Below are 26409 nucleotides of genomic sequence, written 5' to 3'. Positions count from 1 at the left end.
ACCCGCGTAGCCGCCGCACGTCAGTCGGCGCTGAATCATTTCCCGGTCTTTTCCCCTTTCGCGTGGTCTGCGTGTTTGGCGGTCCAAATTCCCTTGGCTATCGGCGATCAACGATTGGCGATTTTGTATGGTCCCCAAATTTGCATTTTACAATTTTCAATTTGCAATGCTTGGTTTTCTACTCACCCCATCGCTCCCATTCGTCCCATAACTCCTCTGAAATTTGGAATAACTGATGACTGATAACTGATGACTGATAACCGGTTACTTCTGCTTTATACTTTTCCAATGCTGCTCCGCTCCACCATTCGCCGCCACGTCCGCCGCATTATCCGCGTCATCCGCCGGACCGCCGCCAGCACCGCCCAATCCAGCATCACCAAATTGGTTACCTTGCGCGAACGCGCCGAATCCGCCCTCAACCTCCTGCGGGCCAAGCCCCTGCCGCAGGACTTCAACGCCTTGTTCCTCGACCACCTCAAACTTCGCCTCTTGGAATTCATCCTCCAACCTTCACCCTCACCCGCTATGCTCCTCAAATACTTCGAGTTGTGGGCCAAGTACCTGGCCAAGGCTGCCACGCCCGGTTCGCCGCCCGCACCCTTGCCGGTGTTTCCCGATCCTAACGCCGGCATCAAACCGGAAACCCTTGCCTACATTGAGAAAACCCTGAAGTTGATGTGATCATTACCAATTTTTCGGCTTGATCGGTTTGGATACGTCCGAATTCATGGTTCCGTTTGATTCCTCGTTTATGAGTAAAAGTCGATGAAAAAGGTCTCCTTTAACTCGGTTATCAGTGGAAAGCTCAAACCCGCAACTGCACCGCAGTCACGGCACGACCGGTGGGTTGGTGGTTTGCAAACTCACCGTGCCATGGTAATTGGCGTTCAGGAAGCAGCCCAGGCCGGTGCCGCCTGACAATGTCCCACCGGTATAGGATTGCACCACCACGCCCCTGAACAAGACTGTTTTTTTGGTGGGTGGATACAGGAAACTGCCCAGGATCTGGCCGGTTCGGGGTTCCACGTACACGCTCAAGTTGGTCAGCGTTACGGCGCCGGGAATAATCGTGACTTTGTTCCTGGCCACGGTGATTTCCGCTGTGACCGGCGCCAGGTTATCACCCTGAGCCGTCAAAATGCCATTGGTCCATACGGTTACAGTTTGGTTCGAAGCGGGCGCGGTGTAACGGGACACCTGCACCGGCGGATTCATGGAAAATCCGTTGGTTTCCTTGCCATCCACCACTTTTTGCCAATGCACCTCACCAGCACCCGTGGTGGCGCAATGAATTCGTCCCAGCAGCATTCCCTTGCCGCCATACAGGGACTGGTTGAATACCCAATCACCATTGGTATCCAGCCCGGAAACGCTGTTGATAATTGTGCCATCGGTGAGCGTGCCCGAAAGCACCACCACACCCGCTGGTAATACATTGAAACTCAGTACACCCTGGACGTTGGTGATCTCCCCCAATCCGACGTTATAGATGCCTTTATACCCCTCGGTTTTAGTGAGCGAACGCTGACCAGCCCACAGTTCGGCAGTCCAACCGCCGCTTTGGCTCACCGCACCGGTCAGGGCCGCCTCATTGGCCTGAAAGTTCATGGCCAAGCGGAGCGTGGTAGCGGCATCCACCTTGACGGCCACCAAGGCCGCGCCGTTGGTCTCAAACGCGCCGGAGAAGGGACGCGGTTTGCCCTGATACGACAAGAGTCCCGTGAACGTGCCTTTCTCGTTCACAAAAACTTTCGCCGTACCGGAGTTGGTCCAATCCGTTGTGACGATGGCAGCCCCATTCGTATCGTGAGTAATCGGCGGACGAAACAATCCGTTGTACTCGCCCTTAAGCGATTTGAAGTAATTGAGCACGACGGCGCGTGGCGTCACTTGGAGACGCACCCAAGGACTGATCACCGCCCCCACCGCATTACTGACCACGACTGCATAGTAACCGGCGTGGTTGGTGCCAACCATCGGCAGCGTCAGGACTGGCGAGCGCTGGCCCGGAAGGACCGTGCCGGCATACCATGGATAAATCATGGGGTGAATATCATATGTTGGGTCATGGTCCGCATAGCGCCAGTGATACGTGAACGGCGGCGTGCCGCTGACCGCAGTTTTGAACTGCACCGTGGTTCCTGCAATCACGGATTGGTTGGTCGGCTGGACGGTGACGGCGGGCGGTTGTTGGATACGCAGGATGGCAGCGGCACTCGTCGCGGTACCCACCGCGTTGGTAATGCGCACCGAGTAACGCCCCTGATCATTGGTCTGGACGTTGGACAACACAAGCGTATCAGAGGTTTCCCCCACCAAATCCGCGTTATCTTTACGCCACTGGTAAACGAGCGGTGCGGAACCCACCGCTGTGACCGTGAAGGTCGCCGTGTTATTCAGCTCCACGAACTGGTTGCGCGGCGCGAGAATAATCACCGGCTTCACCATGACGCGCAGGCTGGCCACGAAATTGGTGACCACCCCCACCGCGTTGGAAATCACCACGGAATAATTACCCATCTGATTGGTGGTGAGACCGGACAGGAGCAACGTGGAACCGGTTTGCCCCGTCAACTTCCGGCCATTATGCAACCAATAGTACTTCAGGGGCGGTGTGCCATCCGGCTTGATATTCAACTTCAACGTTCCGCCCGCCAGAATGTTGGTGGAGAATGGGGTCACATTGAGCGAAGGGGCATTTTTGACATCCAGGATGGCCGGCGCGCTCTGCAAGGAACCCAACGCATTTTTAATCAGCACGGTGTATCTGCCAAGGTCACTGACATGGATGTTGGTCAGATTTAAAACCGCATTCGTGGCCCCGGGAATCGTCATCCCATTTTTGCTCCACTGAAAGGAAAGGGCGTCACCCGTGGCGGTGACCGTGAAGGTGGCATTGGTACCCAAGGTCACCGTGCTGTTCACCGGCTGACCGGCGATAATGGGACGGAGCAGCGTGGTCAGTTGCGCCACCGTGCTGGTGGTAACCCCAAACAGGTTGCTGATAATGACCGAGTAGTTGCCCAGCAAATTACTGTTGATGGCGGGCAGGTTCAACACCAGCCCGGTCTGACCGGTCAACGGCAAGCCGTTCAACAGCCATTGGAATGCATTGGTTCCGCCAAGCTGAAGTTTCAGCGTGGCGGGATCGCCCAGGTTCACGTTGTAAGCTAACGGCATGACAATGGGCCAATCCACCAATTCAAACGTAGCATCCCCGCCAATGGCAACTGCCCCATCCGCAAACACACCCGTGCCACTGGCTTGGTAGGTGCCAGCGGGGCCATCTACCTGATAGGAGAGCGTCTGCGGCTCGGCATTGCTAAACGGCCCCCACACCAACTTATGGTTGGCATCATCCCAACTGGCCAAAGCATCAGAGGACCAAGCGGTTAACTCAGCCGGGACCACTTCTTCAACCGTATAGGCGGTCACGCCCGGAGCGGGAGTGATTTGAATGGTCACTTCACGATCAAAAATCGTGCGGTACAACCCTGCTTTGCCATCGCAGCTCATCAAGGCGCTGGCCCCGATAATGCTGCTGTTCATGACTGGCTGGTAGAAATCCGGCGTATTCCCAGCTTTGTAAATCGTGACATCCCCACCACCACTCCAATAATCAGAAGCGTCACTCAGGCTTCCATTCAAAAGCCCGCTGCCGCAAGCAGAATAGGTCAGCGTTCGCGATTGTGTGTCGGTGAACGGTCCCCAAGTGATCGTCTGAGTATCGGCATCCCATTGTCCAGCCTGCCCAATGTCTTGCGGGACCACGCCATTCGGCAAATACTCCTGTACCGTATAATTGGTCACCCACGCCCATGGATTGACGGTGATACTGATATTTTTCCCCTGAATCGTGCGGGTGGCAGGGTCAGCATAGACCCAGAGCGATACATTCTGATCTCCCGTCACCGGTGAATTGGTTCCATCCATCACCACCACGCCCTCCACTTGATAAAAACCATTGGTCCCGCTCACCGAATAAAAGAACTGGCCGGCCTGGTCACCGGAAAATGGCCCCCAAGTGATGGTTCGCGCGGTGGCATCCCATTGTCCATTCGTGTCTAAATTGACAGGCGACAACCCATCCGGCAGCGTTTCAATCAGGGAATAGACGTTGGTGGAGAACGGCGGCGTGACCACCACCGTGACATTTGAATCATAGATGTAACGGATTGCCAACGGCACCGGTTCCACATAGAAGGAAATGGTGCTGTCGCCGGCGATGGCCACCGTGCCATCCGAAAAAATGCCGCTGCCGCTGACCGCATACGTGCCGGAAGGACCATCCACACCATAACTTAACGTCTGCGGCACATCATTGGTAAACGGCCCCCAAGTCAAGGTGCGCGTACCGGCGTCCCACTGAACCGTCTGGTCATAATATGCAGGACTCAGGCCGTCTGGCAGCACCTCGACAACCGTGTAGCCAGTTGCGCCCGGAATGGGCGTGACCTGAATGGTGATATAACGATCGAAAATGCTGCGGAACAGTCCGGCCTTGCCGTCGCAGCCAACCAGCGCCGTGGCACCGACGGTCATCGCGTTATATCCCGGCCAATAAGCGATGCATCGTTCCGGCTTGCTTACCACGTTTACCACCGAGGTAGCAACGCAGCCACCGGGAAGAATGGAACTATTCGCACTCAGACCCGTCATGGTCCGATACATGGGAAGGTTGGTCGTCCCATTGTAAGGCATGATAATGGGACCACCCCAGCCGTAGCCACCGTTTTGACTTTGTATCGTCCCACTCACCAACCCGCTGCCACAAGCGCTATAATTAAGCGTGCGCGGCTGATCATCCACAAAAGGCCCCCATTGAATCGTCTGGCTGGCGGCATCCCAGACACCACCCTGATCCAGATTTTGCGGGGTGACACCCACCGGCAGGATTTCCTGCACCACATAGTTGGTGCTGCCAGTTGGCGGCGTCACCTTCACCGAGACATTGGTGCCTTGAATCACGCGCTCCGCCGAGAAAAACACCGGCCACGGCATAATGTTTGTGCTGATGATCGAAAGGTCATTAACCGTCGGCGGCGTTATCCTCCCGGGCATGGCAGTCCCACCCGAGGACATCCCCCCCATGATTTGCCGCACAGGCTTACGCGCCGCAGGCGCTGCGAGCAGACTGGCTTGGAGCATTGAAAGAAGGAAGATAGCCATCCAGAAACCAGACCGGCTTCCTGTGGAAACAGGCAGTGTTTTCATAAGCAAAATAAGTTCGTTTGTTGTCGCAAACTAAACCACGAAAATGATCGGTCACGGATCACTTTTTCAGGCACAGGGCTTTTCGTCCCTGAACCTACCGAAATATATACCTCCTTTGTGAGATTTTGCAAGTAAAAGAACGTTAAAGTGCGGGCTCAGGACCCCCAAGAAAACGGCTGGCGCAAATCCACCGGAGCTGCTACGTTTATGCTTCGTTGTTATGCAGGATTTTTTGGATAACTGGGTGTACGGATCGCTGCGCGGGTTGGGCCGGATTGCCCTCCTGGCGTTTGAGTGTTGCCGTGCCTTGGTGAAGCAGCGGCCCAATCGGCGCGATGTGACGTACCACATGTATCACATCGGGGTCAAATCGCTCTCGGTGGTGCTGATCACCGGCGCCTTCACCGGCATGGTGCTTTGCGCTCAAACGTTTTTTCAATTCCATCGGGTGAAGATTGACACGGCGACCTTGGCGGTCGTCAGCGTCTCCATGTGTACGGAGCTTGGGCCGGTGCTGGCCGGACTGATGCTGGCCGGGCGCGTGGGGGCCTCCATGGCGGCGGAGCTGGGCACCATGAAAGTCACCGAGCAAATTGACGCCTTGCGGTCCATGGCGACGCATCCGGTGGATTATCTGGTGGTGCCGCGCGTGCTGGCCTCGGTGGTGACAATGCCGCTGCTCACGATCGGCTCGATCACCCTGGGCATTGTGGCCGCGTATTTGCTGGGCGTGTGCCTGCTGGGCATTGACCCGGCATACGGCTGGTACAACATGGTACGGTACACCACTCCCCAGGATGTCCTGATGGGGCTGTGCAAGTCGTTTTGTTTTGGCATCATGGTGTCGTTAATCGGTTGTTACAAGGGCATGTATTGCCGCGAGGGGGCGGAGGGCGTGGGCCGGGCCACCACCGAAGCGGTGGTCTATGCTTCGATCAGCATTCTCATCAGTAACTTTTTCCTGACGCTGCTGCTGCAAAAGGTGCTCAAGTAATCCAGGATGATCATGATCGAAGTGCGCGACATTTACAAAAGCTTCGGCCCCCAACGGGTGCTGGATGGAGTGAGCCTGCGGATCGCGCCGGGCGAGGCGGTGGTGATCATCGGGCGCAGCGGCGGCGGCAAAAGCATCCTGCTCAAACATCTCATCGGCCTCATTCAGCCGGATCGCGGCCAGGTGCTCATCGAGGGACAAGATATTTCTCACCTGACCGAGCGCCAGTTGCTGGTGGTGCGGCACCGGTTCGGCATGGTATTTCAGGGGGCGGCCCTGTTTGACTCGATGACGGTGGCCGAGAATATTGCGTTCCCCCTGCGGCGCGAAAATAAATGGAGCGAGAAGGAAATTGCGGAAAAGGTGGAGGAAGCGCTGGCGATGGTGGACCTGCCCGGGGCGGGGGTGAAAAAGCCATCGCAACTTTCGGGCGGAATGCGCAAGCGGGCCGGGCTGGCGCGGGCGATTGTGTACCGCCCCGAAATCGTGCTGTATGACGAGCCGACCACCGGGCTGGACCCGATTGTCTCCGACAGCATTGACCAGTTGATTGTGCGCGTGTGCGACCGCCTGAAGGTGACCTCGGTGGTGGTCACGCACGATATGCACAGCGTCCGGACGGTGGGGCACCGGGTGTTGATGCTGCACCAGGGCAAGATTCACGCGTCCGGCACGCCGGAGGAAATTTTTAAATCCGAGGATCCGATTGTCCATCGGTTTGTGAATGGGATATCGGACCCGAAAGCAATGGAATTTTGATATGAACGATTCAAAGCTGACCACGCGAGTGGGTGTGTTTGTGTTCATCAGCCTGGTGCTGTGCGCGGTGCTGATGCTGGTTTTCAGCAAGGGCGGTTCGCTGACCAAGCCGGGCTACACGCTGCTGATGCAAACGCCCAACGTCGGCGGCATCCGCCCCGGCGCGAGCGTCATGATGGCGGGTGTGCCGATCGGTTACGTGCGAGACTCGGACCTGATGCCGGACGGCAAATTGGTGGTGGTAACGCTGCGAATTTACGCCCGGTATCCCATCCGGCGGGATGCCAAGTTTTCCATCGAACAGGCGGGGTTTCTGGGGGATCAATACGTTTCCATCGAACCCCAGTCAAACCAGGGGGCGCTCCTGATTGAGGGGGACAAGGTGGGCTGTGACGCGCCCTTCAACATGCAGGAGACCGCGCGAGAAGCGGGGATTGTCTTGGAGAAGGTGAGCCAGGCGGTGGAAAAGATCAACGGCGGGGTCAGCAACGTCAGCAGCATCCTGCTGAATCCCGCCATGCTGGCGACGCTCTCAAACAACCTGTCCACCAGCATGCGCAATATTGAGTCCATCTCCGCCAACGCCCGCAGCAATATTGCGGTCACACTGACCAACCTGAGCGAAATGTCGGATCGCGCCCGGTTGACGGTGGGGGACCTGCAATTGCTGGTGCAGGGCCAGACCAATACGGTGGCGTTGGTGGTATCCAACTTCAACCTGACCTCGAGTAATCTCACCCAATTCTCGGATAACCTGCGAAACGCCAGCGCCGGCATCAATGTCCTGGTGGCCACCAACGGCTCGAATATCGCCAACGTCATTGGCAATGTTCAGACCGCCACACGGCAAATCACGAATTCACTTGCGAGCTTGCAGACGGACCTTGATGAGGGTAAAGGGTTGTTGGGCAGTCTGCTGAAGGACGAGCAAATGAAGCGGAAAACGGATTTATTGATGGGTAACCTGCTGGATGTAAGCGCCAATCTGGAAGTGGCCACCAGCAATTTAAACCGGAACGGCATCTGGTGGATGCTCTGGAAACAGAAGTTGCCGAAGACGAACCAGACCGGCTCGAACAGCGGCAGAAAAACTACCGATAACTAATATTACTATGTCATTTTGGGCCATCCGGATTTTGTTTTTGCTCCTGTGCATCAGCGGGGGCGTCATGGTGAGCTTGGTGCGCGAGGAATTCATCGCGCACTGGTATCTGGGCGCCATAATCGGCTTTGGTTTTGGCGGGCTGTTGATTGCGGTGGATGAGATGCTCAAAGGCTTCTCGTTACGCGCCTTTTCGGCATCCACCTTCGGCCTGCTGCTGGGGTTCTTCATCGCCTGGCTGGTGGACAAGTCCGGCCTGTTCATCTACGTGGAAGAGCGTCTGCTCTGGCTCATCCGCCTGTGCCTGTTCATCGGGTTCGGTTATCTGGGCATGGTTCTGGCCATGCGCAGCAACAAGGAGGATTTCTCCCTGATTATTCCCTATGTGCGCTTCACGCGCCAGAATGAGCTGCAGAACCTGGTGTTGCTGGATACCAGCGCCATCGTGGACGGGCGCGTGGCGGATTTGATCGAGCACAAGTATGTCGAGGGCATTATCATTGTGCCCCGTTTTGTGCTGCGCGAGCTGCAACAAGTAGCGGATTCCAGCGATGCCATCAAACGCGGACGTGGACGCCGCGGCCTCGAAATGCTCAACCGTATTCGCCGCAACGCCGTGTGCGAGGTGAAAATCCACGAGGCGGATTTCCCCGAGGAAAAAGAGGTGGATGCCAAGCTGGTGCTGCTGGCCAAATCGTTGAACGCGCGGCTCTACACCACGGATTATAACCTCGGCAAGGTGGCCGAGTTGCAGGCCGTCAAATACCTCAACCTCCAGGAACTCAGCAATCTGCTGAAGACGGTGATTTTGCCGGGCGAAAATTTCAACTTGCGCATTGTGCGCGAGGGGAAGGACAAAGGCCAAGGCGTCGGGTACTTGAACGACGGCACCATGGTGGTTGTCAACCAAGGGCACTCATTGATTGGCCAGCAGGTGCAGGTGCAGGTGCAAAGCTTGCTGCAAACCGGCGCGGGCGTCATTGTCTTCGCCGATGTCAAGAGCAACAACCCTGCCTGATTAGACCATTACTTATGTTTGCAGATCCCATTACCGTTTATCGCGCGTTGAATATCGCCGATGCTGAACTGGTCCGCGCCCGCTTGGAGGCGGCGGGTTTTATGGCGTCGGTCAGCCACGAGCTGGCCGCGTTAAGCATGGAAGGCTACGCCCAGAGCACAGGGGGCGTGCGCGTGGAAGTCCCCGGAGACGAAGCCGAGGATGCCCGTGAATTTCTCGCCGCCCCCCCTGAATCCTCTCAATCTGATTCATGAAGGCTGTTTCAAAAACTCAATACCGGCAGTTGCAACGGCTCCTGCCGAAGGACGAACTCACCCTGGACCCCGCCGTCATGGCCAATTATGCCGGGGATAAATGGTTTGCCTCGCGCCAGCCTGATGCCGTGGTGCTGGCACGTGACACCGCCACGGTTTCCCGCACGCTGGCGTTCGCCCATAAACACGGCATCCCGGTAACGCCGCGCGGCGCGGGGCATGGGTATGTGGGCGGCTGTGTGCCGCAATTGGGGGGCGTGGTGCTCTCGCTCGAACGCATGAACCGCATCAAAGAAGTTCACGAAACCGATTTCGTGGCCGTGGTCGAGCCGGGCGTCATCACTGCCCAACTTCAGGACGCAGTGGAAAAATGCGGCCTTTTCTATCCGCCGGACCCCGCCAGCCGCAAGGATTGCAGCCTCGGCGGCAATATTGTCTCCAATGCCGGCGGCCCGCGCTGTTTGAAATACGGCGTCACACGCGACTATGTGATGGGCGTTGAAGCGGTGCGTGCGGACGGCACGGTGTTGCGCTTGGGCAGCCGCACCCACAAAAACAAGACCGGGTTTGACCTCAGCCGTCTTTTTGTCGGCAGTGAGGGCATGTTGGGGGTCATCACGGAAGCCACCTTGAAGCTGTTGCCGCTGCCGCCGCATCGCGCCCTGTTGGTGGTGGGTTTTGATTCCATGCGGGCGGCCGCGCAGGCCATCCGCGCCATCTTTGCCGCCGGTTTCCTGCCGTGCGCGCTGGAAGTAGCTGATGAATTCACGCTGGCCGCCGCCCGTAAACGCACCGGGAGCCGCCGCCTGGATGGGTGTCGCGCCTTGATTTTTGTCGAACTCGATGGCCGCACACGCGCCGTCAACGCCGATTTGGCGGATCTTTCCCGGTTGTTGCGGCAACGTAAACCGCTGTTCATTGATCGCGCCATCGGGGCGGATGCCTGTGAAAAACTATGGCAGTTGCGGCGCGAATTTTCCTATGCGCTGCGCGATACCGGCCTGACCAAACTCAACGAAGATATCGTGGTACCGCGCGGACGGTTGGAGGACTTGTTCCGGTTCACCGCCGGGTTGCAAAAGAAATACGAACTGGCGGTGGCCTGCTTCGGCCATGCTGGCGACGGCAATATCCACGTCAACATCATGGTGGATTTCAATCTCCCAGGCGTCAAAGCCCGGAGTGAAGCCGCCTTGGACGAACTGTTCCAACAGATCATCGCCTGGCAGGGTGTCATCACCGGCGAGCACGGCATTGGCCTTGCCAAGAAACGCTGGTGGCCGTTGGCTGTGTCCCCCGAGGTGCGCCAGTTCCACTTGGATATCAAGCACGCATTGGACCCCAAAGGAATTTTGAATCCAGGCAAGTTTTTGTCCTGAGAGTGACATTTTCCGTGGGGTTATAAACCATGAAAATAACCGCCATGAAAAGATTCTATCTGCTTGCTGCCATCGCCGCACTGGCGCTGCCTGTGCCTAATCAGGCGGCTGACACGCCGAGGAAACCCAACATTCTCTTCGTGCTCTCCGATGACCATAGTTATCCCTTCCTGGGTTGCTACGGCACCGCTGAGATGAAGACGCCTAACCTGGACCGGTTCGCGGCTGAAGGCATCAAGTTCCATCGCATGTTCACCACTGCCCCGCAGTGCGTGCCCTCCCGGGCTTCGATCATGACCGGTCGGTCTCCGGTGGCCTGCCGCATCACACGGTTTAGTTCGCCGTTGCCACGCGAGGAAGTCACGTTCCCGGAACTCCTCAAGAAGGATGCCGGTTACTTTGTCGGGGTCCTGGGGCGCACGCATCATCTCGACGGTTCGGGCAACGGGCCCGAGGTCAGCGAACGCGTCTTCCAGGAAAATCGCATGCACACCTTCAAGACTCGTTTCGACTACGTGGATGTTTCAAACCAGCAGATGGTGCCGCAACGCATGAAAGAGTTTTTTGATGTGCGGCCCAAGGACAAACCGTACTTCCTGTGGGTAAACTTCAATGATCCGCATCATCCTTGGAATACCGGCAAACACCCGCCGGACCCGGCCACGCTTAAAGTGCCGGGTTACCTGCCTGACCTGCCCGGGGTGCGGAAGGATCTCTCCCTTTACCTGGGTGAAATCGAGCATGCCGACGAAGACTTTCAAACGGTGCTCGACATTGTGAAAGACCGGGCGGGTTTGGAAAACACGCTGGTGTTCTTCATGGGTGACAACGGGTTGGCGTTTCCCAGCGGCAAAGGTTGCCTGCATGATCCGGGCTTGAATGTTCCGCTGCTGGCCTGGTGGCCTGGCGTGATCAAGCCGGGCGGTGATTCCCGGGTTATTCTTTCCGGGGAGGACATTGCACCAACCTGCCTGCAAGCCGCTGGTCTATCCGTGCCGCCTTTTATGAGCGGGGTGAGCTTCCTGGCGGAACTGAAAGGCGAAGTCTTTACTCCCCGGTCATTTATTTTTGCCGAACGCGGTCCCCATGGCGGTGCCGCCTTCACTGAAAAAACCGCTGCCAATGCTGTGGACTACAGCCGCTGTGCGCGCAGCGACCATTACAAGCTGATCTATAACGTCACACCCAACCTCCGTTATCTCCCGGTGGATAGCGCTGGCGACTCCGGCTGGCAGGAGATCACCAAGGCGCACGAAGAACTGCGGCTCGCCACGGAATTCGAGACCCTGTATTTCACCAGTCCCCGTCCGGTGTACGAGCTTTATGACCTGCAAAACGACCCGAACGAACTGCATAACCTCGCCGGGCGCGAGGAACTTGCTGCCGTCGAGCGCGAATTGAAAGAGGCCTTGCAGAAAAAGATGATCCTGGATTTCGACTACCTGCCTTTACCCATCCCCAACGACCGGAAGCCTGGCGCCGCCAAAGCCAACGCGAACCGGCAAAATAACGCATCGCGCGAAGCACTCTTTGAAAAATTGGATGCCAACCATGATGGCAAGCTCAGCTTCGAGGAATTTTCGGCGAACCGCGATCGCGCCGAGGCCGAGGCATGGTTCAAGGCCCGCGATACCAACAGCGATGGTGTTTTGGACAAGGAGGAATTTTTGCGCGCCACGCTGCCCAATGCCCCCTTGCGGCAACGCAACAAGTGACTATAGCCCCGTTGGATAATCAATAAACTGCCAGGGGATTTTGAATTTTTGGGAGAGTTCCGCCGCCAGTGCCTTGACTCCGAACGTCTCCGTGGCGTAGTGGCCACCGTAAAAAACATTCAGGCCCAGCTCCTCCGCCAGTGCATAGGTCCAGTGCGGTCCTTCGCCGGTGATAAAGGTATCCACGCCTTCTTTGGCGGCAAGTTTCAACTGGCTGCCTGCCCCGCCGGTGACGATGCCGATGCTGCGGCAAAGCTCCGGGCCACCGGGTAATAGGATGGGCGGATGCCCAAGCACGGCAGATAATCTGTTTCCCAACTCGGCACGTGAAATCCGGGTGGTTGCCTTGAAGCCCAGGTACTGACCTTTCTCAAAGAAAAACGGTTGGCGTTTTTTCAAACCCAGCGCGTCGCATAACTGTGCGTTGTTGCCCAGTTTTGGGTGGGCATCCAATGGCAAATGCGAGCTGTACACGGCCACGTTGTTGGTGATCAACAATTCCATCAACTCCCGCCGTCGCCCGGTCCAGGGATGGGTGGGGCTCCAGAATAGTCCGTGATGCACCAGCACCAGATCCGCTTTGGCGGCGACCGCCAGCTTGAGGGTGGCCAGGCTGGCATCCACCAGCGCCACGATGCGGCTGACCTGCCCGTTATTTTCCACCTGTAACCCGTTGACCGCTCCCTCGTAATCCTGGATTTCCGAGGTGCGCAACCGGCGATCACAATATTGCACCACTGTTTTGAGCGGGACCGTTTTCATCCAGGCACTCTAGTGTGGCTATGAATAAAAAGCGAGTACTTTGGAATAATCGCTGAGCGGATGCATACATCGAGCCAAACTACGGTTTGACGCCATCTTCCGTATTTCACTCAGTTGTTTACCTTGTGCTACAACCGCAGGTGCGATACTTTTAACGAGCTGCATGGAATCATTAAAACCAAATGAACAGCTCATCGGAAAGCAAGTCGGCCAGCGCCGACGCATGACTGAAGGCTTGTCCCCCCAAAACAGTTCCAAGGCCAACGCAACTGCCTGGCGCCAGGCTTTTGGGGGAGTACATGTTCCCAAAGGAGTATTTCGCTTTCGTTCCCACGAAGAGGCTGATGAATGGCTATGGAAAATGATCACTCGCCCGCGCCAGAGCTAGAGCCTTGCGAACCTACGGTGGAAGACTTGGCCGGTCTGTGTCGCGAACTGAACCGGCTGGAGGCTCGCTATGTCATCATTGGCGGATTTGCCATTCGGGCCGCTGGGTTCGTCCGCCAAACGATGGATATTGAACTGATAGAATTTTCAGATATGATCTGCGGCAAATTCGACGCCTAATTGTACCAATCCATTTTTGCGCCATTTCCCGCGGCGGGCCATCTTCAAAATCAAAGGTTTTTCAATTTTTTTGCCAGCTAATTTTTTTGCCATGGTCCGTTCCGTTTTTCGCCTCTCAAAATCAGCATGTTTATGCTGCATGTTTATGCTTGCGTGGGGCGGGTTGGGTTTGGTAGCGTCCTCACAGATTATATTTTGAAGTGGGCGGGCTCCTGTTGGCGGGATGGCGCGTGGACGCGTTAAAAAAGACGAAACGTGACAGGGGACGCTTGATGGTTTTTAACCGGCGGCGATTTAATTGAATATGAAAAAATTGACTTTAGCTCTGGGTCTCATGGCCTGCATGGCGGTTTCAGTGGTGGCTGATCCAGGGTATTTTCTTTTCCAAAATTCTGTGGGAACAAATAAGATATTCAATGTAAACGAAGTCGCATCTCTCACGGGTACATCTACAATCAAATCCAATGCGACTTATGGCAGTTTAAGATTGGCCATCTACTACAGCACCAATGCTATCGCCACCAATCTAACGGATCGGCGTGCTTATACTTGGCCCGACAACGCCAGTAGTGGCATCACCGGGACCGCACTGTACACGAATACCAGTGGCATTATTGGGTTTAATTCATTATTCGATGGTCGCTTTACTGCTGGGAATGCGTCGAATACGGCTTACAAGGTGGAGGCGGCGGTCACCAATCATTTTCAAGTGCGGGTATGGAACAGCACGTACGGGGCTACTTGGGAAGCGTTCAAAACCAACATGGATGCCGGAAACGTACCAGTTGGCACATTATATGGGTTATCGCCGTTATTTAGTTTTCTACCGCCAGACGTGTTAAAAGTTCCTGCAATTATTCCTCCAACTTTGGGTTCTGGAGGAATGCCTTACTGGAACTTGACCGCCTACAGTCCGCCAAGCCCCCCCGCTCCCGCCATCACCACGCAACCGCAGAGCATCACCAATTTGTTGGGCTCCAATGCGACGTTTACGGTATCGGTTTATAGCACCAATGCGTTTGTCTATGCGTGGTACTTTAATGCCACCAATGTGATTGCGGGGGCCACCAATGCGTCCCTTGCCTTAACGAATATCCAGACTGCTGCCGCTGGCAACTATCAAGTGGTGGTGGGCAATATTTACGGTTCAGCCACCAGTGATGTTGCGACGCTTACTGTGCTGGTGCCGGCGATGATCACCGCATCCCCTACCAACCAGGCTGTGGCGACGGGTGACACCGCCACGTTTGCGGTTTCCGTAGCGGGTACCGCGCCGCTGTCGTATCAATGGTATTTTAACGGGACGAACGTGCTGGCGGGCATGACGAATGGCACCTTGATTCTGACCAATGTCCAGGTGACGCAGGCCGGTAGTTACCAGGTCATCGTCACCAATGCGTATGGCAGCGCTACCAGTGCGGTGGCGCTGTTGGCCGCCAACCTGGCGCCAGCCATTGTGGCCAACCCGGCGGACCAGTCCGCGTTGGCCGGCAGTATGGCCTCGTTTACGGTCAATGCCATGGGGACGGCGCTGTCGTACCAATGGTTTGTGAACAGCACGGTTCTGGCTGGCGCGGTCAATGCGAGCTTAACCGTGACCAATGTGCAGGCTTCTGCCAGTTACTATGTGGTAATCACCAACCAATACGGCGCGGTGACCAGCACGGTGGCAGCGTTGACATTGGTGCAACCGCTGACGATTACGCTGAATCCCATCGGCCAATCGGTGGTCGTGGGTGGGACGGTTCATTTCAGCGTGGCCACCACGGGCACGGCGCCGAACTATCAATGGTTTAGATCAGTTATCAGTAATCAGTTATCAGTTATCAGTGGGGCCACGAACAGCCAATACGCCATTACCAACAGCCAAGCGGGGGACGCCGGGAATTATTTTGTGGTGGTGACCAATCTGTACAGTTCTGTCACCAGTGCGGTAGCCACCCTGACCGTGCTCCTGCCGCCGACCATTACTGTCAACCTGACCAACCAAAGTGTGCTGGCTGGGAACACCGCCGCATTCGTGATCGTTGCGTCGGGTCCGGTGCCTTTCACGTATCAATGGTTTAGATCAGCTATCAGTAATCAGTTATCCGTAATCAGTGGGGCCACGAACAGCCAATACACGATTGCCAACAGCCAAGCGGCGGATGCCGGTAACTATCAGGTGGTGGTCGCCAATGCGTACGGTTCGGTAACCAGTGCGGTGGCGGTATTGACCATCCTGGAGTCGCCCCTCATCGCCTCGAGCCCCACCAATCAAACCGTGTATGTTGGGGGTACGGCCCAATTCGCTGTGACCGCGACTGGTACCACGCCGTTCACCTATCAGTGGTATGGCCTTGGTTCCTTGCTGACGGGGGCCACCAATGCGGCGCTGACCCTGACGAACGTGCAAAAAGTCGGTGAAGGCAGTTATTATGCCGTGGTGGCCAATGCTTACGGATCGGCGACCAGTGCGGTGGCCGTGCTGACCGTGTTGCAGACGCCGGCGATTTCGGCGCAACCAACCGATACTTCCGTGTCCCTGGCTGGGAGTGCTTCATTTACGGTGGGTGTGCTGGGCGAACCGCCGTTTGCTTATCAATGGTACAAATCAGTTATCAGTAATCAGTTATCAGTTATCAGTGAGGCTACGAACAGCCAATACAGCATTACCAACAGCCAAGCGGGGGATGCTGGGGATTATGTTGTCGTGGTGACCAATCTGTACGGTTCCGCCACCAGTCTCGTCGCCAAGCTTCAGGTGTTCGATGCCCCCGGTATTACCGCACAACCGAAGGATACCAACGCGCTTGTCGGCGGCAGTGCGTCTTTCACGGTTACCGCTCTGGGGGCGGCGACGCTGTCGTATCAATGGGTCTTTAATGGTACGAATCTGTTGGGTAATGAAACCAATGCCACGTTGTGGTTGACGAATGTGTCTGCCGCCCAGGTTGGCAGCTATCAGGTCGTGGTGACCAACGCCTCGGGTTCGGTGACCAGCGCCGTGGCGGCATTCAGTTTGTTGTTCAAGCCGGGCATCACCCTCCATCCAGTTGACCAGGCGATTTTGGTGGGTGGCTCGGTCAGTTTCACCGTGGATGGTTCAGGCACGGCTCCGCTCACTTACCAATGGTACAAGGGTGTCACGCCCATTCTGGCTGCGACCAATCTCACATTACAATTGACCAATCTGCAGGCGGCGGATGCAGACGGTTACTTGGCGGTGGCGTCGAATCCTTATGGCTCGGCCACGAGTTCGGTGGCCGTGCTGACCGTGTTGTTGCCGCCCGCCATCACGCTTAATCCCACCAACCAGTCGGTGGTGCAGGGGGGGGCCACCAGTTTGGCTTCTGCCGCGTCCGGCACGGCTCCGTTGGCGTATCAATGGTTTAGATCAGTGATTGGTAATCAGTTATCCGTTATCAGTGGGGCCACGAACAGCCAATACGCCATTACCAACAGCCAAGCGGGGGACGCCGGGAATTATGTTGTCGTGGTGACCAATCTGTACGGTTCCGCCACCAGTGCGGTCGCCACCCTGACTGTGCTCCTGCCGCCCACCATTACGTTAAACCCGACCAATCAATCGGCGGTTTTGGGTGGCAATGTCAGCTTCGTCGCGGCGGTTTCGGGTACGGCTCCGTTTGCCTATCAGTGGTATAAGTCAGTGATCAGTAATCCGTTATCCGTTATCAGTGGGGCCACCAATTCAGCCTACAGCCTGCCGACGGCAGCTGCGTTGGATGCCGGGGATTATCAGTTGGTGGTGACCAATCTGTATGGTGCGGCCACCAGTTCCGTCGCCACGTTGACGGTGTTGTTACCGCCGGGGATCGCGCTGAATCCGACCAACCAGGCGGTCGTGTTGGGCGGAAACGGCAGTTTCACTGTGGCTGCCTCGGGTACCGCGCCTTTTGCGTATCAGTGGTACAAGGCAGTGACTAGTTATCAGTTATCAGTCATCAGTGGGGCCACGAACAGCCAATTCAGCATTGCTAACAGCCAAGCAGGGGATGCTGGCGATTACCTGGTGGTCGTGAGCAATCCTTATGGCTCGGCCACGAGTTCGGTGGCCACGCTGACGATCTTGTTGCCGCCTTCGATTACGCTCAGTCCCGCCAGTCAATCGGTGGGGTTGCATGGTAATTTCACCCTGACGGTGGGGGTGTCCGCCACCGCTCCGTTCCACTATCAATGGTTTAGATCAGTGAACAGTAATCCGTTATCAGTGATCAGTGGGGCCACGAACAGCCAATACACCATTGCCAACAGCCAAGCGACAGATGCCGGGAATTACCTGGTGGTGGTGACGAATGCGTACGGCGCCGCAACCAGCTCGGTCGCCACGTTGACGGTGTTGTTGCCACCTGCGATCACCGCGCAGCCAGTCGCCGCCACCGCACGCGTGGGCGGTTTGGCTGGCTTTGATGTTACCGCCAGTGGTGCGGCACCCCTGTTCTATCAATGGTTCCATAATACCCTGCGGATCGCCGGGGCATTGGATGTCCACCTGTCCCTGACCAATGTGCTGCCGACCGATGGGGGTTATTATTCTGTGGTGGTCACCAATGCGCAAGGCGCCGCCACCAGTTCGGTGGTGTTGCTGACGGTGCAGCAACCGCCAGTGATCACGGTTAACCCGACCAATGTGATTGTGCCGGTGGGTGGTGGGACCTCCAACTTGGTGGTGGGTGCCGCCGGTGGCACACCGCTGTCGTTCCAATGGTACCATGACGGGTTGTTGGTTCCAGGGGCCACCAGCGACGTGTTGACGTTGACCAAGTTGACGAACACCGTGTCTGCCCGGGGTGGTTACTATGCGGTGGTGACCAATGCGTACGGCTCGGCCACCAGTGCGGTCGGTTTCCTTTCCTTTGTGGGCGGGCCAACCATTAGCAAACAGCCGACCAACAAAGTGGTCGCCTTTGGTGCGTTGGCCCCGTTCAGTGTGACGGCTACCAGCAAACTACCGATCAAGTATCAGTGGCTCTCGAACAGCGTTCCGATCAAGGGGCAGATCAGTTCCCTCTTGAGTGTCACGGCGAACAATGTCAACAAGGCGGCGGCCTATTCCGTGGTGCTGAGTAATGCCTATGGCATTGTCACCAGCGCGGTGGCCAACCTGACCATCGAGTTCAAGCCCGTGCTCGTATCCAAACTGCAGAACCTCTATGTGCCGGTGGGTACCACCGCCAATGTGAGTGTGACGGTAACTGGGTCGCCTGCGATGACCTACCAATGGTTTAAGTCGACCGTGAAAGTGCCGGGGGCGACCGATTCCACGCTTACGTTGACCAATGCGCAACTGGCCAATAGCGGCGCGTATTATGTTGGGGTAACCAATCGGGTGGGTTCCTTCCGCCTGCTGGCGGCCAATATTTTTGTTCAGAACCCGCCGGTGATTACCAGTCAGCCGCTGAGCACGAACGTGGTTCAGAAAAAGACGGTGGTCTTGAAGGTGTTGGCGACCGGTACCGCAACGTTGAAATACCAATGGTTGTCCAACGGGATACCGATCCGTGGCCAGGTGTTGCCCACGTTGACGCTGGCGGCGGTGACCCCCAATCGCAGTGCGGGGTACTCGGTAGTCATCAGCAACATGGTGGGGGTCGTAACCAGCCAGGTGGCCCAGGTGACGGTTATCGTTCCGCAGGTAATGATGGTGCGTCTGGCGCCCAAGCTGGCTGGTCCGCTGGTAGCCGCCAAGCCGACCGGACCTGCTGCGGCTGCGCTCGCGGCCGGTCTGGACCAGGAAAATCTGGTCAGCTTCTCCTTCGCGGTCGAGCCGGGCAAGACCTATCAGGTTCAGTGCAAGGACGGCTTGAATCAGGACTGGCAGGCGGCGGGTGAACCGCTGGTGGCGACCGAAAACGTCCTGACCATCCAAGATGACAAAGCCGCCCGCACCCTGCGCTTCTACCGCGTCGTCCCGGTGGAATAAGCCCTGATTTTGCAGAAAAATGAACCGGCAGAAAAATGAAAAACAGATATGTTTTGCCGCGAGTGATGGAAGATGCTCGGCTTTCTTGAAGGTAGGGCAATCATCGCAGGGCAATGAACAGCCGGATTTTGCAGAAAAATGAACCGGCAGAAAAATAAAGAATAGATAATTTTTGCCAGAAGTGGTGGAAGACGGTTGGGTTTTGTGAATGCAGGGTTATTACTGCAGGGCAATGAACCAGCCTGATTTTGCAGAAAAATGAAGAACAAATATGCTTTGCCATAAGTGATGGAAGACGCTTGGCCTTCCGTTTTTCTGCAAGCTTCCCCGCATGAAATAATAATTAAAAATATTTTTCTGCCCGTTCATTTTTCTGCAATAAATTCCCCCAATTTTCTCAATTTCCATGAATATTTCCCTTATTTTGGCGCATCCCACGTTGGGCAGTTTTAACCATGCTTTGGCGGACACAGTGCGTTCCGCCTTGACGGCTGCCGGGCACACGGTTGCCTTCCACGATCTCTATGCGGAGCAGTTTGATCCGGTCATGCGCAGTGAGGAACTTGCGCGCGGGGCCGCGCTGCCGTCGCACATTGAGGCTTACGCGGCGGAAATGGAGCGGGCGATGGGGCTGGTGGTGGTCCATCCCAATTGGTGGAGCCAGCCGCCGGCGATTCTGAAAGGCTGGGTGGATCGCGTGTTTCGACCGGGGCGGGCCTATAACTTTGTGCCGGATGGCAAGGGTGGCGCGCGCTCCCAAGGGTTGCTTCCGCTTCAGCGGGCGCTGGTGGTCACCACGGCCAACAACCCGCAGGACAAGGAAATCGAGATGTACGGCGATCCGCTCGAGGTGTTTTGGAAAACGGTGGTATTCCGCAACCTGGGCGTGCCGTTGGTGGAGCGGTTGGTATTCGCCCCGGTAATCGCCAGCACGCCGGAGCAACGTCGTACCTGGCTGGACCAGACCCGCGCTACCGCCGCCCGGATTTTTGCAGAAAAATAAACCGGCAGAAAAATGGAAAACCAGACATGGCAAAAAAATTATCTGGCAAAAAGATGAAGATATTTTGATTGGCCAGATACTCTATGCCCATTGTTCGTAAGATCGCATTGCGCCGACTGGAGCAACCCGAATTTGGGCGGATTGCTTATGAGGTGATGGAGTGCGTGTTCAAAATGCACAGGGAATTGGGGCGGCTGTTCGATGAGGTGGTTTATAAACACGAATTGGCAGAGCGTTTACCCAATGTTTTGTTGGAGGTGCCGGTGGTGGTCGGGCACGAATCGTTTAACAAGACCTACTATTTCGATGCAGTGGTCAATCAAGGGGCTTTGTTTGAGTTCAAGGCCGTTGAATTCCTGACGCCGCTCCACCGCATGCAGTTGCTGAATTATTTGCTGTTGGCGGATTTAGCCCATGCTAAACTGGTTAATCTCCGAACCGACAAAGTCGAACATGAATTCATTAACACGAGTTTACGATTGGCGGATCGGCGAAAATTTGAGTTAGTGGTAACTGATTATGCCAAAGATGCAGTAAGTCGCGAGTTTGAAGAACGATTGGTGGCGCTGGTAAAGGACTGGGGTACCGGGTTGGAACTACCGTTGTACGAGGAGGCCATGGTGCATTTTCTCGGCGGTGAACAGCAGGTGATCAGGGATGTGGACGTGATCATTTCAGGGCGCAAAACCGGTATAAAGAAGATGCGGTTGGCGGCGCCAGGCATGGCGTTCAAACTTACCGCGCTGGAGGAGGATGCGGGCGCATTTGAACAGCACGCCCGGCGGTTGCTGCAACACACGCGATTGGATGCCATCCTTTGGGTGAATATAGCTCGCGCCCAACTCACCTTTAAAACACTGAAAAACAACCTGTAATAAATCATTTTGTGAATGTGTCCTCTATATTTCTGCCGGTTCATTTTTCTGCAAAATCCCCGTCGAAAGCTGGGCAATTCAACCACGATGAGAAACATCCCGGCCATTGGAAACGAGTTTCCGCGAAATTCAAATAAAATTATATTTCTGCCAGTTCATCTTTCTGCAAAATTCCCATCGAAAGTTGTGCAATTCAACCACGATAAGAAACATCCCGGCCATTGGGAACGAGCTTCCGAAAAATTTAAATTAAATTATATTTCTGCCGGCTCATCTTTCTGCAAAATTCCCAACCATTTTATGAATTCAAAACATATTTCTGCCGGTTCATCTTTCTGCAAAATCCCGAAAACGATGCGGGCAGTCGTGTATCGTGGGCCTAACGATCTGCGGCTGGAAACGCTTCCGGTTCCGCGCATCCTTGCCGGTGAATTGCTGGTTCGCGTGGCCGCCTGCGGCGTTTGCCCCACCGACATCAAAAAAATCCAGTACGGCACGGTGCCGCCGCCGCGCGTGTTCGGCCATGAAACCGCCGGGGTCATTGTCCGGGTGGGTGCGCGGGTCCAGGGCTTTCACGTTGGGGAGCGCGTCGCCCTGCATCACCATGTGCCGTGCCTGAAATGCCATGCCTGTCGGCACCGCGCCTTTGCGCAGTGCGCCACGTATAAGCGCACTGGCATCACGGCCGGCTTCGAGCCGGCTGGGGGCGGCTATGCCGAATATGTGCGGGTCATGTCGTTTGTGTTGCCGGGCGTGGTGAAGATCCCGGCGAAAAACAGCTTTGTGGAAGGGGCGATGCTGGAGCCAGTGAACACCATTCTGAAGGCCATCCTGCGGTTGAGCCTGTTGCCAGGGGATGTGGTGCTGGTGGCGGGGCAGGGGCCCATCGGCCTCATGTTCACGCGCCTCCTCACCCTGCGCGGCATGAAGGTGATCGCGACGGACCTGCTTCCCGCGCGACATCGGCTGGCCCGCCGTTTTGGAGCCGTCCATGCCGGTGCGCCGGACGCAATAGTCCTTCATAAAATAGTCAAGTCTAAAACCAAAGGCCGGGGACTCGACGCGGCGGTCATAGCGGTACCGTCGAACGCGGCGGTGAGCCAAGCGCGGGAACTGTTGCGGGGCGGTGGACAGTTGATGTTGTTTGCGCATACCAAGCGGGGCGATGTGGCTGAGGTGGATTTTTCGGCAATCTGCGTGGATGAGAAGGATATGCTGGGCAGCTATTCCTCCGATGTCACCCTGCAACCGGAGGTGGCGCGGCTCGTTTTCGCGCGAAAACTGGATGTTCGACCGCTGATCAGCCACGTTTTTTCGCTCGAAAACACGGCGGAAGCCGTGAATGTGGCCGCAAACCCGTCCGAAACATCTTTAAAAGTAGTTGTATTGCAGCAAGATACAGAAAAACACACGTGCGAATCGGGAGGTTTAAAAAATAGTGCAAAAAAAATAAAAAAACCCGTTGACAGTGATTGAAAAGTCTGCGAAGTTAGTCGTGCACACAATAACAATAGAATAGAGTTTAGAAGATGAAAACAAAAACAATGTTAATGACGGCGGCGGTCGGAATCGGCACTGCAATCAGCGCCCTCGCGGCCGGTGAAGTTTACTCAGTCAACGTCGTGGGGTATGCCACCGTGACGAATTTACCTTCCAAATTCAACCTGATTGCTCCTCCGTTAAAGAACGGTAGTAATATTTTGAATCAGATTTTCACAAATTTGCCACCCTACTCCGCTGTCTATCTCTGGCAGGATGGCTGGACATACTTCAGTTATGATCCGGATTACGGCTTGAATGATGGTGCGGTAGTGGCTGATTATATTGGGTTGAATCCAGGGCAATGCTGTTTCTTTTATTATGATCAAGCAACAACCAATTTTCCGCTGACGTTTGTGGGTGAAGTGGTGCAGGGAGTCATTAGTAATAACATTCCGGAAAATAAGTTGACGTTCATGTCGATGCCAATTCCTGTGACCACATCACTGACGAATGCCGCATTAAATTTCCCGAGTGCGCCTTACGATACTATTTATAAATGGGATCCGAATGTTGGTTGGGCTGTTTTTAGTTATGACCCCGATTATGGTTGGAATGACGGAGCACAGCAGATCGATATGAATTTTCAAATTGGTGAAGGTTTTCTTTATATTCGAGGTGCTGGCAACGGGGATGCACATTGGCAGTTTACCTATACGGTGCAATAGCACGCTGGTAATTTGAAAAAAATTGAACTAACGATAATTGGAGTCATCAAATGAAAAAATCAATATTAACTTTAGCGCTGTTGGTTCTGGGTACTTTGGCAACGTACGCGCAAGGTTATTTCTTTTTTGCAAATAATTCGTACTCGACGAATAAGATTTATGCGTATGAGGATACCGCTAATGGTGTTGCTACTTCAAGTCTTAAGAGTAACACCGTAGCCCATCCGTATGGTTCAAGTTTGAGGATCTCCATTTATTATGGATCAGGGGGCGGTACCAATGCACCGATTTATAACGACTCCAGGGATGTCCGTGCATGGAATTGGAATGGTGCTAACAGTGGTTCTTTGGGAATTACTGGTACGAGCCTTCTAGCTGAAACATCAAAAGGCATTATTGGTTTTAATAGTACCTTAGCTGGTGGATTGTTTACCGCCGGTGGCACAGCTAATCTCGCATATCGAACTGATAGTTTGCAAACATCAGTTAAGATGCAGGTGCGTGTATGGGACAGCAGTGCGTATGGTGGCTGTCCGACATGGGAATCGTTCAAGGCGAAGATGGATCAAGGGTTCGTCACCGCACAGTGGGGTATGTCAACAGTTTGGGATCAAAAATTAACGGACCCCAACGCGACGCCGACTGTCCCAGCAGAAAAATTGACAATGCCGTATTTTCAATTAGTGCCAGAGCCATCCAGTTATGCATTGACGGTGTTGGGCATGGGTTCCATGTGGTTCCTGCGCCGCAAGAAACAAGTTTCCTAAACCTATTGTTAGTGTGCATTCAAAAAAGGCGCCCGGAAACGGGCGCTTTTTTCATTTTAACATCCTAATTTTATAACCTGAGCAATATGAAAAACTGGATTCACTTGGCCATTCTTTTTGCGATAAGCGTTTCGGTTCATTGCGGTAGCGTGACCGGTGCCGAAATAGCGCCAAAGTTGGTGATCACTGCGCCCAAGCCGGTCAGGCTAATCGCTACCAACGGAATCATGGAGGTGGTTGGGACCACGAGCAGTACGATTACGGTGACAAACGTGTATTGCCAAGTGAATGATACCAATTGGCTTGCGACCAGTTCGAGTAACCAATTCAAAAACTGGAAGCTTACGATGCCGGTGACCCCAGGTACCAATGTGTTGCGAGCGTATGCGATCAGCAGTACCGGCAAATGTTCCACCACCAATGCCGTAACTTTTTTCAAAATCATAAAAGCTAGTTTGATCCTGGTCACCAATGGCAACGGTACGATTACCAAAGTAGATTTTGCCGGGAACCCGTTGGAAATTGGACGCGCGTATTCCGTGAAGGCGAATTCGGGTGCAGGCTATGTATTTGAGTCGTGGACCGGGATTTATGCCAACCGCACCAATACGTCTGCCAACCCTTCCATGATGTTTATGATGGAATCCAACTTGGTGATTCAGGCTAATTTTGTCACTAATCCGTTCCCATCGTACGTGGGGGATTACTCTGGGCTATTCAGACCTGAGTGGGACAATGTCAGGACCGAAAACTCAGGGCGGTTTAATGTCGCCGTGACCGTCAAAGGCACTTATAGCGGAAAGTTAATTTTACAAGGTGAGACTTATAGTTTCAGTGGTTTTTTTCAACCTGTAATTGGCGATTCATCTCAGGCAGGTTTTACCCAGACCGTAGCCGTAAGCGGCAAGAAAAGCATTTTCATCCAGTTCTGGCCGCAGCCGTTGAGCAAGACCATTTATGGATGGGTGTATGACCAGAGCGGACAGCTTGCGGCCGTGATTTGGGCGTTTTGGGTCAATAATAGTAACGGGAATCACTTTGCGGGCAATTACACGATGAACATCCAAGGATCAATTTACGATGCATTCCCTGACCCAGCGGCATTGCCAACGGGAGAGGGCAGCGCAGCCATCAGCGTCAGCAGTACCGGCGTGGCCAGTATCCGAGGTATATTGGCGGATGGCACGGCTTTTACGCAAACCACGCCGATACAACGCCAAGGGGACTTTCCCATATACGCATCGTTATACGGTGGGAAAGGCCTTTTAATGCAATGGAGTTCTTTTTCAAACCAGGTATATTTACAAACCAGCGAAGTGGCCTTACCGGGTGGCGGAACGGTGACGAATGTGACCACAAATATGAACTACCGAATTGTGACATGGGCTAAAATGCAAGGTGCGGTAGGGAAAAATTTTACCGGGGGATTCGATGATTATCGGGCGATGGCACTCTCCCGGTATGTGCCTCCGGCAACGGGGAAAGCCCCGGTCGAGTGGGCCAACGGCGTGTTGGTGGTCGGGGATGGCAATTTGCCGGCACGTTATACCAATACGCTGTATGTCACTAATGGACTGTTGAAAGTCGGTGCGGGTGGATTGACCAATGTGACGCTGACAGTCGCACGGGATGGGACGTTCAAAGGGAGCTTTAAAGTCCCGGGGCTCAAGACTTTGAATTCGTTCAGTGGCGCGCTGATACAGAACTGTCCCACCAACATGCAGACCTTCGGCGGCGGGTATTTTATGGGGACGAACCAGAGCGGCTATGTAAAAATCCTGCCGCGATAATAGCAGAACTTCAATTTTGCAGAAAAATAAACTGGCAGAAAAATCGAAACTCAGAAAACTATTCAAATACCGCGCGA

20 protein-coding genes are annotated in these 26409 nt (G+C 55.0%); 16 read left to right on the top strand and 4 right to left on the bottom strand.

What is annotated here, in order from left to right; genetic code table 11:
* Together WCO56_08825 and WCO56_08820 are read left to right on the top strand one after the other, a co-directional pair.
* Positions 1-243: hypothetical protein (locus WCO56_08825; protein ID MEI7729664.1), on the top strand; the 243-nt coding region annotated here is incomplete at its 5' end.
* A gap of 6 nt (positions 244-249) precedes the next feature.
* Positions 250-684 carry a hypothetical protein gene (locus WCO56_08820; GenBank protein MEI7729663.1) on the top strand — a complete coding sequence of 145 codons (435 nt, stop codon included), beginning with the start codon at positions 250-252 and terminating at the stop codon, positions 682-684.
* A gap of 147 nt (positions 685-831) precedes the next feature.
* Here the strand turns inward: WCO56_08820 and WCO56_08815 are convergent, their stop codons facing one another.
* Positions 832-5217: an immunoglobulin domain-containing protein gene (locus tag WCO56_08815; protein ID MEI7729662.1), complete on the bottom strand. Its 4386-nt coding sequence runs from the start codon at positions 5215-5217 to the stop codon at positions 832-834.
* A gap of 220 nt (positions 5218-5437) precedes the next feature.
* On the opposite strand from WCO56_08815, the gene WCO56_08810 reads away from it, so the two are divergent.
* Genes WCO56_08810 through WCO56_08780 form a run of 7 tightly spaced genes read left to right on the top strand, consistent with a single transcriptional unit; the run spans position 5438 to position 12438 of the window.
* The gene (locus WCO56_08810) at positions 5438-6211 is read left to right on the top strand and encodes an ABC transporter permease (protein MEI7729661.1); all 774 of its coding nucleotides are present in this window, start codon (positions 5438-5440) and stop codon (positions 6209-6211) included.
* A 6-nt stretch (positions 6212-6217) separates the two neighbouring features.
* Complete coding sequence (locus tag WCO56_08805) at positions 6218-6970, top strand: ABC transporter ATP-binding protein (protein ID MEI7729660.1); 753 nt, start codon at positions 6218-6220, stop codon at positions 6968-6970.
* Between the two features lies 1 nt (position 6971).
* Complete coding sequence (locus WCO56_08800) at positions 6972-8075, top strand: MlaD family protein (GenBank protein MEI7729659.1); 1104 nt, start codon at positions 6972-6974, stop codon at positions 8073-8075.
* Positions 8076-8082: 7 nt separating this feature from the next.
* The gene (locus tag WCO56_08795; GenBank protein MEI7729658.1) at positions 8083-9090 is read left to right on the top strand and encodes a TRAM domain-containing protein; all 1008 of its coding nucleotides are present in this window, start codon (positions 8083-8085) and stop codon (positions 9088-9090) included.
* Between the two features lie 14 nt (positions 9091-9104).
* Positions 9105-9344 (top strand): DUF2007 domain-containing protein, encoded by a 240-nt coding sequence (locus WCO56_08790; GenBank protein MEI7729657.1) that lies wholly within the window; start codon positions 9105-9107, stop codon positions 9342-9344.
* Positions 9341-10723: an FAD-linked oxidase C-terminal domain-containing protein gene (locus WCO56_08785; protein MEI7729656.1), complete on the top strand. Its 1383-nt coding sequence runs from the start codon at positions 9341-9343 to the stop codon at positions 10721-10723. The genes WCO56_08790 and WCO56_08785 overlap by 4 nt, the downstream gene beginning before the upstream one ends.
* A gap of 44 nt (positions 10724-10767) precedes the next feature.
* Complete coding sequence (locus WCO56_08780; GenBank protein ID MEI7729655.1) at positions 10768-12438, top strand: sulfatase-like hydrolase/transferase; 1671 nt, start codon at positions 10768-10770, stop codon at positions 12436-12438.
* Here WCO56_08780 and WCO56_08775 read toward each other — a convergent pair whose 3' ends face one another.
* Both WCO56_08775 and WCO56_08770 read right to left on the bottom strand, forming a co-directional pair.
* Positions 12439-13200, bottom strand: coding sequence for a Nif3-like dinuclear metal center hexameric protein (locus WCO56_08775; GenBank protein ID MEI7729654.1), 762 nt, complete (start codon positions 13198-13200; stop codon positions 12439-12441).
* 534 nt (positions 13201-13734) lie between these two features.
* Positions 13735-13908, bottom strand: coding sequence for a hypothetical protein (locus WCO56_08770; GenBank protein ID MEI7729653.1), 174 nt, complete (start codon positions 13906-13908; stop codon positions 13735-13737).
* 163 nt (positions 13909-14071) lie between these two features.
* Here WCO56_08770 and WCO56_08765 point away from each other — a divergent pair, with 163 nt between their 5' ends.
* Complete coding sequence (locus WCO56_08765; protein MEI7729652.1) at positions 14072-19690, top strand: immunoglobulin domain-containing protein; 5619 nt, start codon at positions 14072-14074, stop codon at positions 19688-19690.
* A 219-nt stretch (positions 19691-19909) separates the two neighbouring features.
* Here WCO56_08765 and WCO56_08760 read toward each other — a convergent pair whose 3' ends face one another.
* Positions 19910-20098: a hypothetical protein gene (locus WCO56_08760; protein ID MEI7729651.1), complete on the bottom strand. Its 189-nt coding sequence runs from the start codon at positions 20096-20098 to the stop codon at positions 19910-19912.
* Between WCO56_08760 and WCO56_08755 the strand changes: the two genes are divergently transcribed.
* From WCO56_08755 to WCO56_08730, 6 genes are all read left to right on the top strand, one after another.
* Entirely contained in the window at positions 20097-20693 is a 597-nt protein-coding gene (locus tag WCO56_08755) for an NAD(P)H-dependent oxidoreductase (protein MEI7729650.1), read from the top strand. The genes WCO56_08760 and WCO56_08755 overlap by 2 nt on opposite strands.
* Positions 20694-20776: 83 nt before the next feature.
* Positions 20777-21568 carry a GxxExxY protein gene (locus WCO56_08750; GenBank protein ID MEI7729649.1) on the top strand — a complete coding sequence of 264 codons (792 nt, stop codon included), beginning with the start codon at positions 20777-20779 and terminating at the stop codon, positions 21566-21568.
* A 300-nt stretch (positions 21569-21868) separates the two neighbouring features.
* A complete protein-coding gene (locus tag WCO56_08745) occupies positions 21869-23044 on the top strand; it encodes an alcohol dehydrogenase catalytic domain-containing protein (GenBank protein ID MEI7729648.1) in 1176 nt (391 codons plus the stop codon).
* 53 nt (positions 23045-23097) lie between these two features.
* On the top strand, positions 23098-23775 hold the full coding sequence (locus tag WCO56_08740) for a hypothetical protein (GenBank protein ID MEI7729647.1): 678 nt from the start codon (positions 23098-23100) through the stop codon (positions 23773-23775).
* 50 nt (positions 23776-23825) lie between these two features.
* Positions 23826-24542 (top strand): PEP-CTERM sorting domain-containing protein, encoded by a 717-nt coding sequence (locus tag WCO56_08735; GenBank protein MEI7729646.1) that lies wholly within the window; start codon positions 23826-23828, stop codon positions 24540-24542.
* 86 nt (positions 24543-24628) lie between these two features.
* Positions 24629-26332 (top strand): hypothetical protein, encoded by a 1704-nt coding sequence (locus WCO56_08730; protein ID MEI7729645.1) that lies wholly within the window; start codon positions 24629-24631, stop codon positions 26330-26332.
* The last annotated feature ends 77 nt before the right edge of the window (positions 26333-26409 follow it).

Source organism: Verrucomicrobiota bacterium, assembly GCA_037139415.1.
Taxonomy (GTDB): domain Bacteria; phylum Verrucomicrobiota; class Verrucomicrobiia; order Limisphaerales; family Fontisphaeraceae; genus JBAXGN01.
Note: the sequence above shows the minus strand (reverse complement) of the source record. Positions and strands in the feature narration are given on the sequence as shown.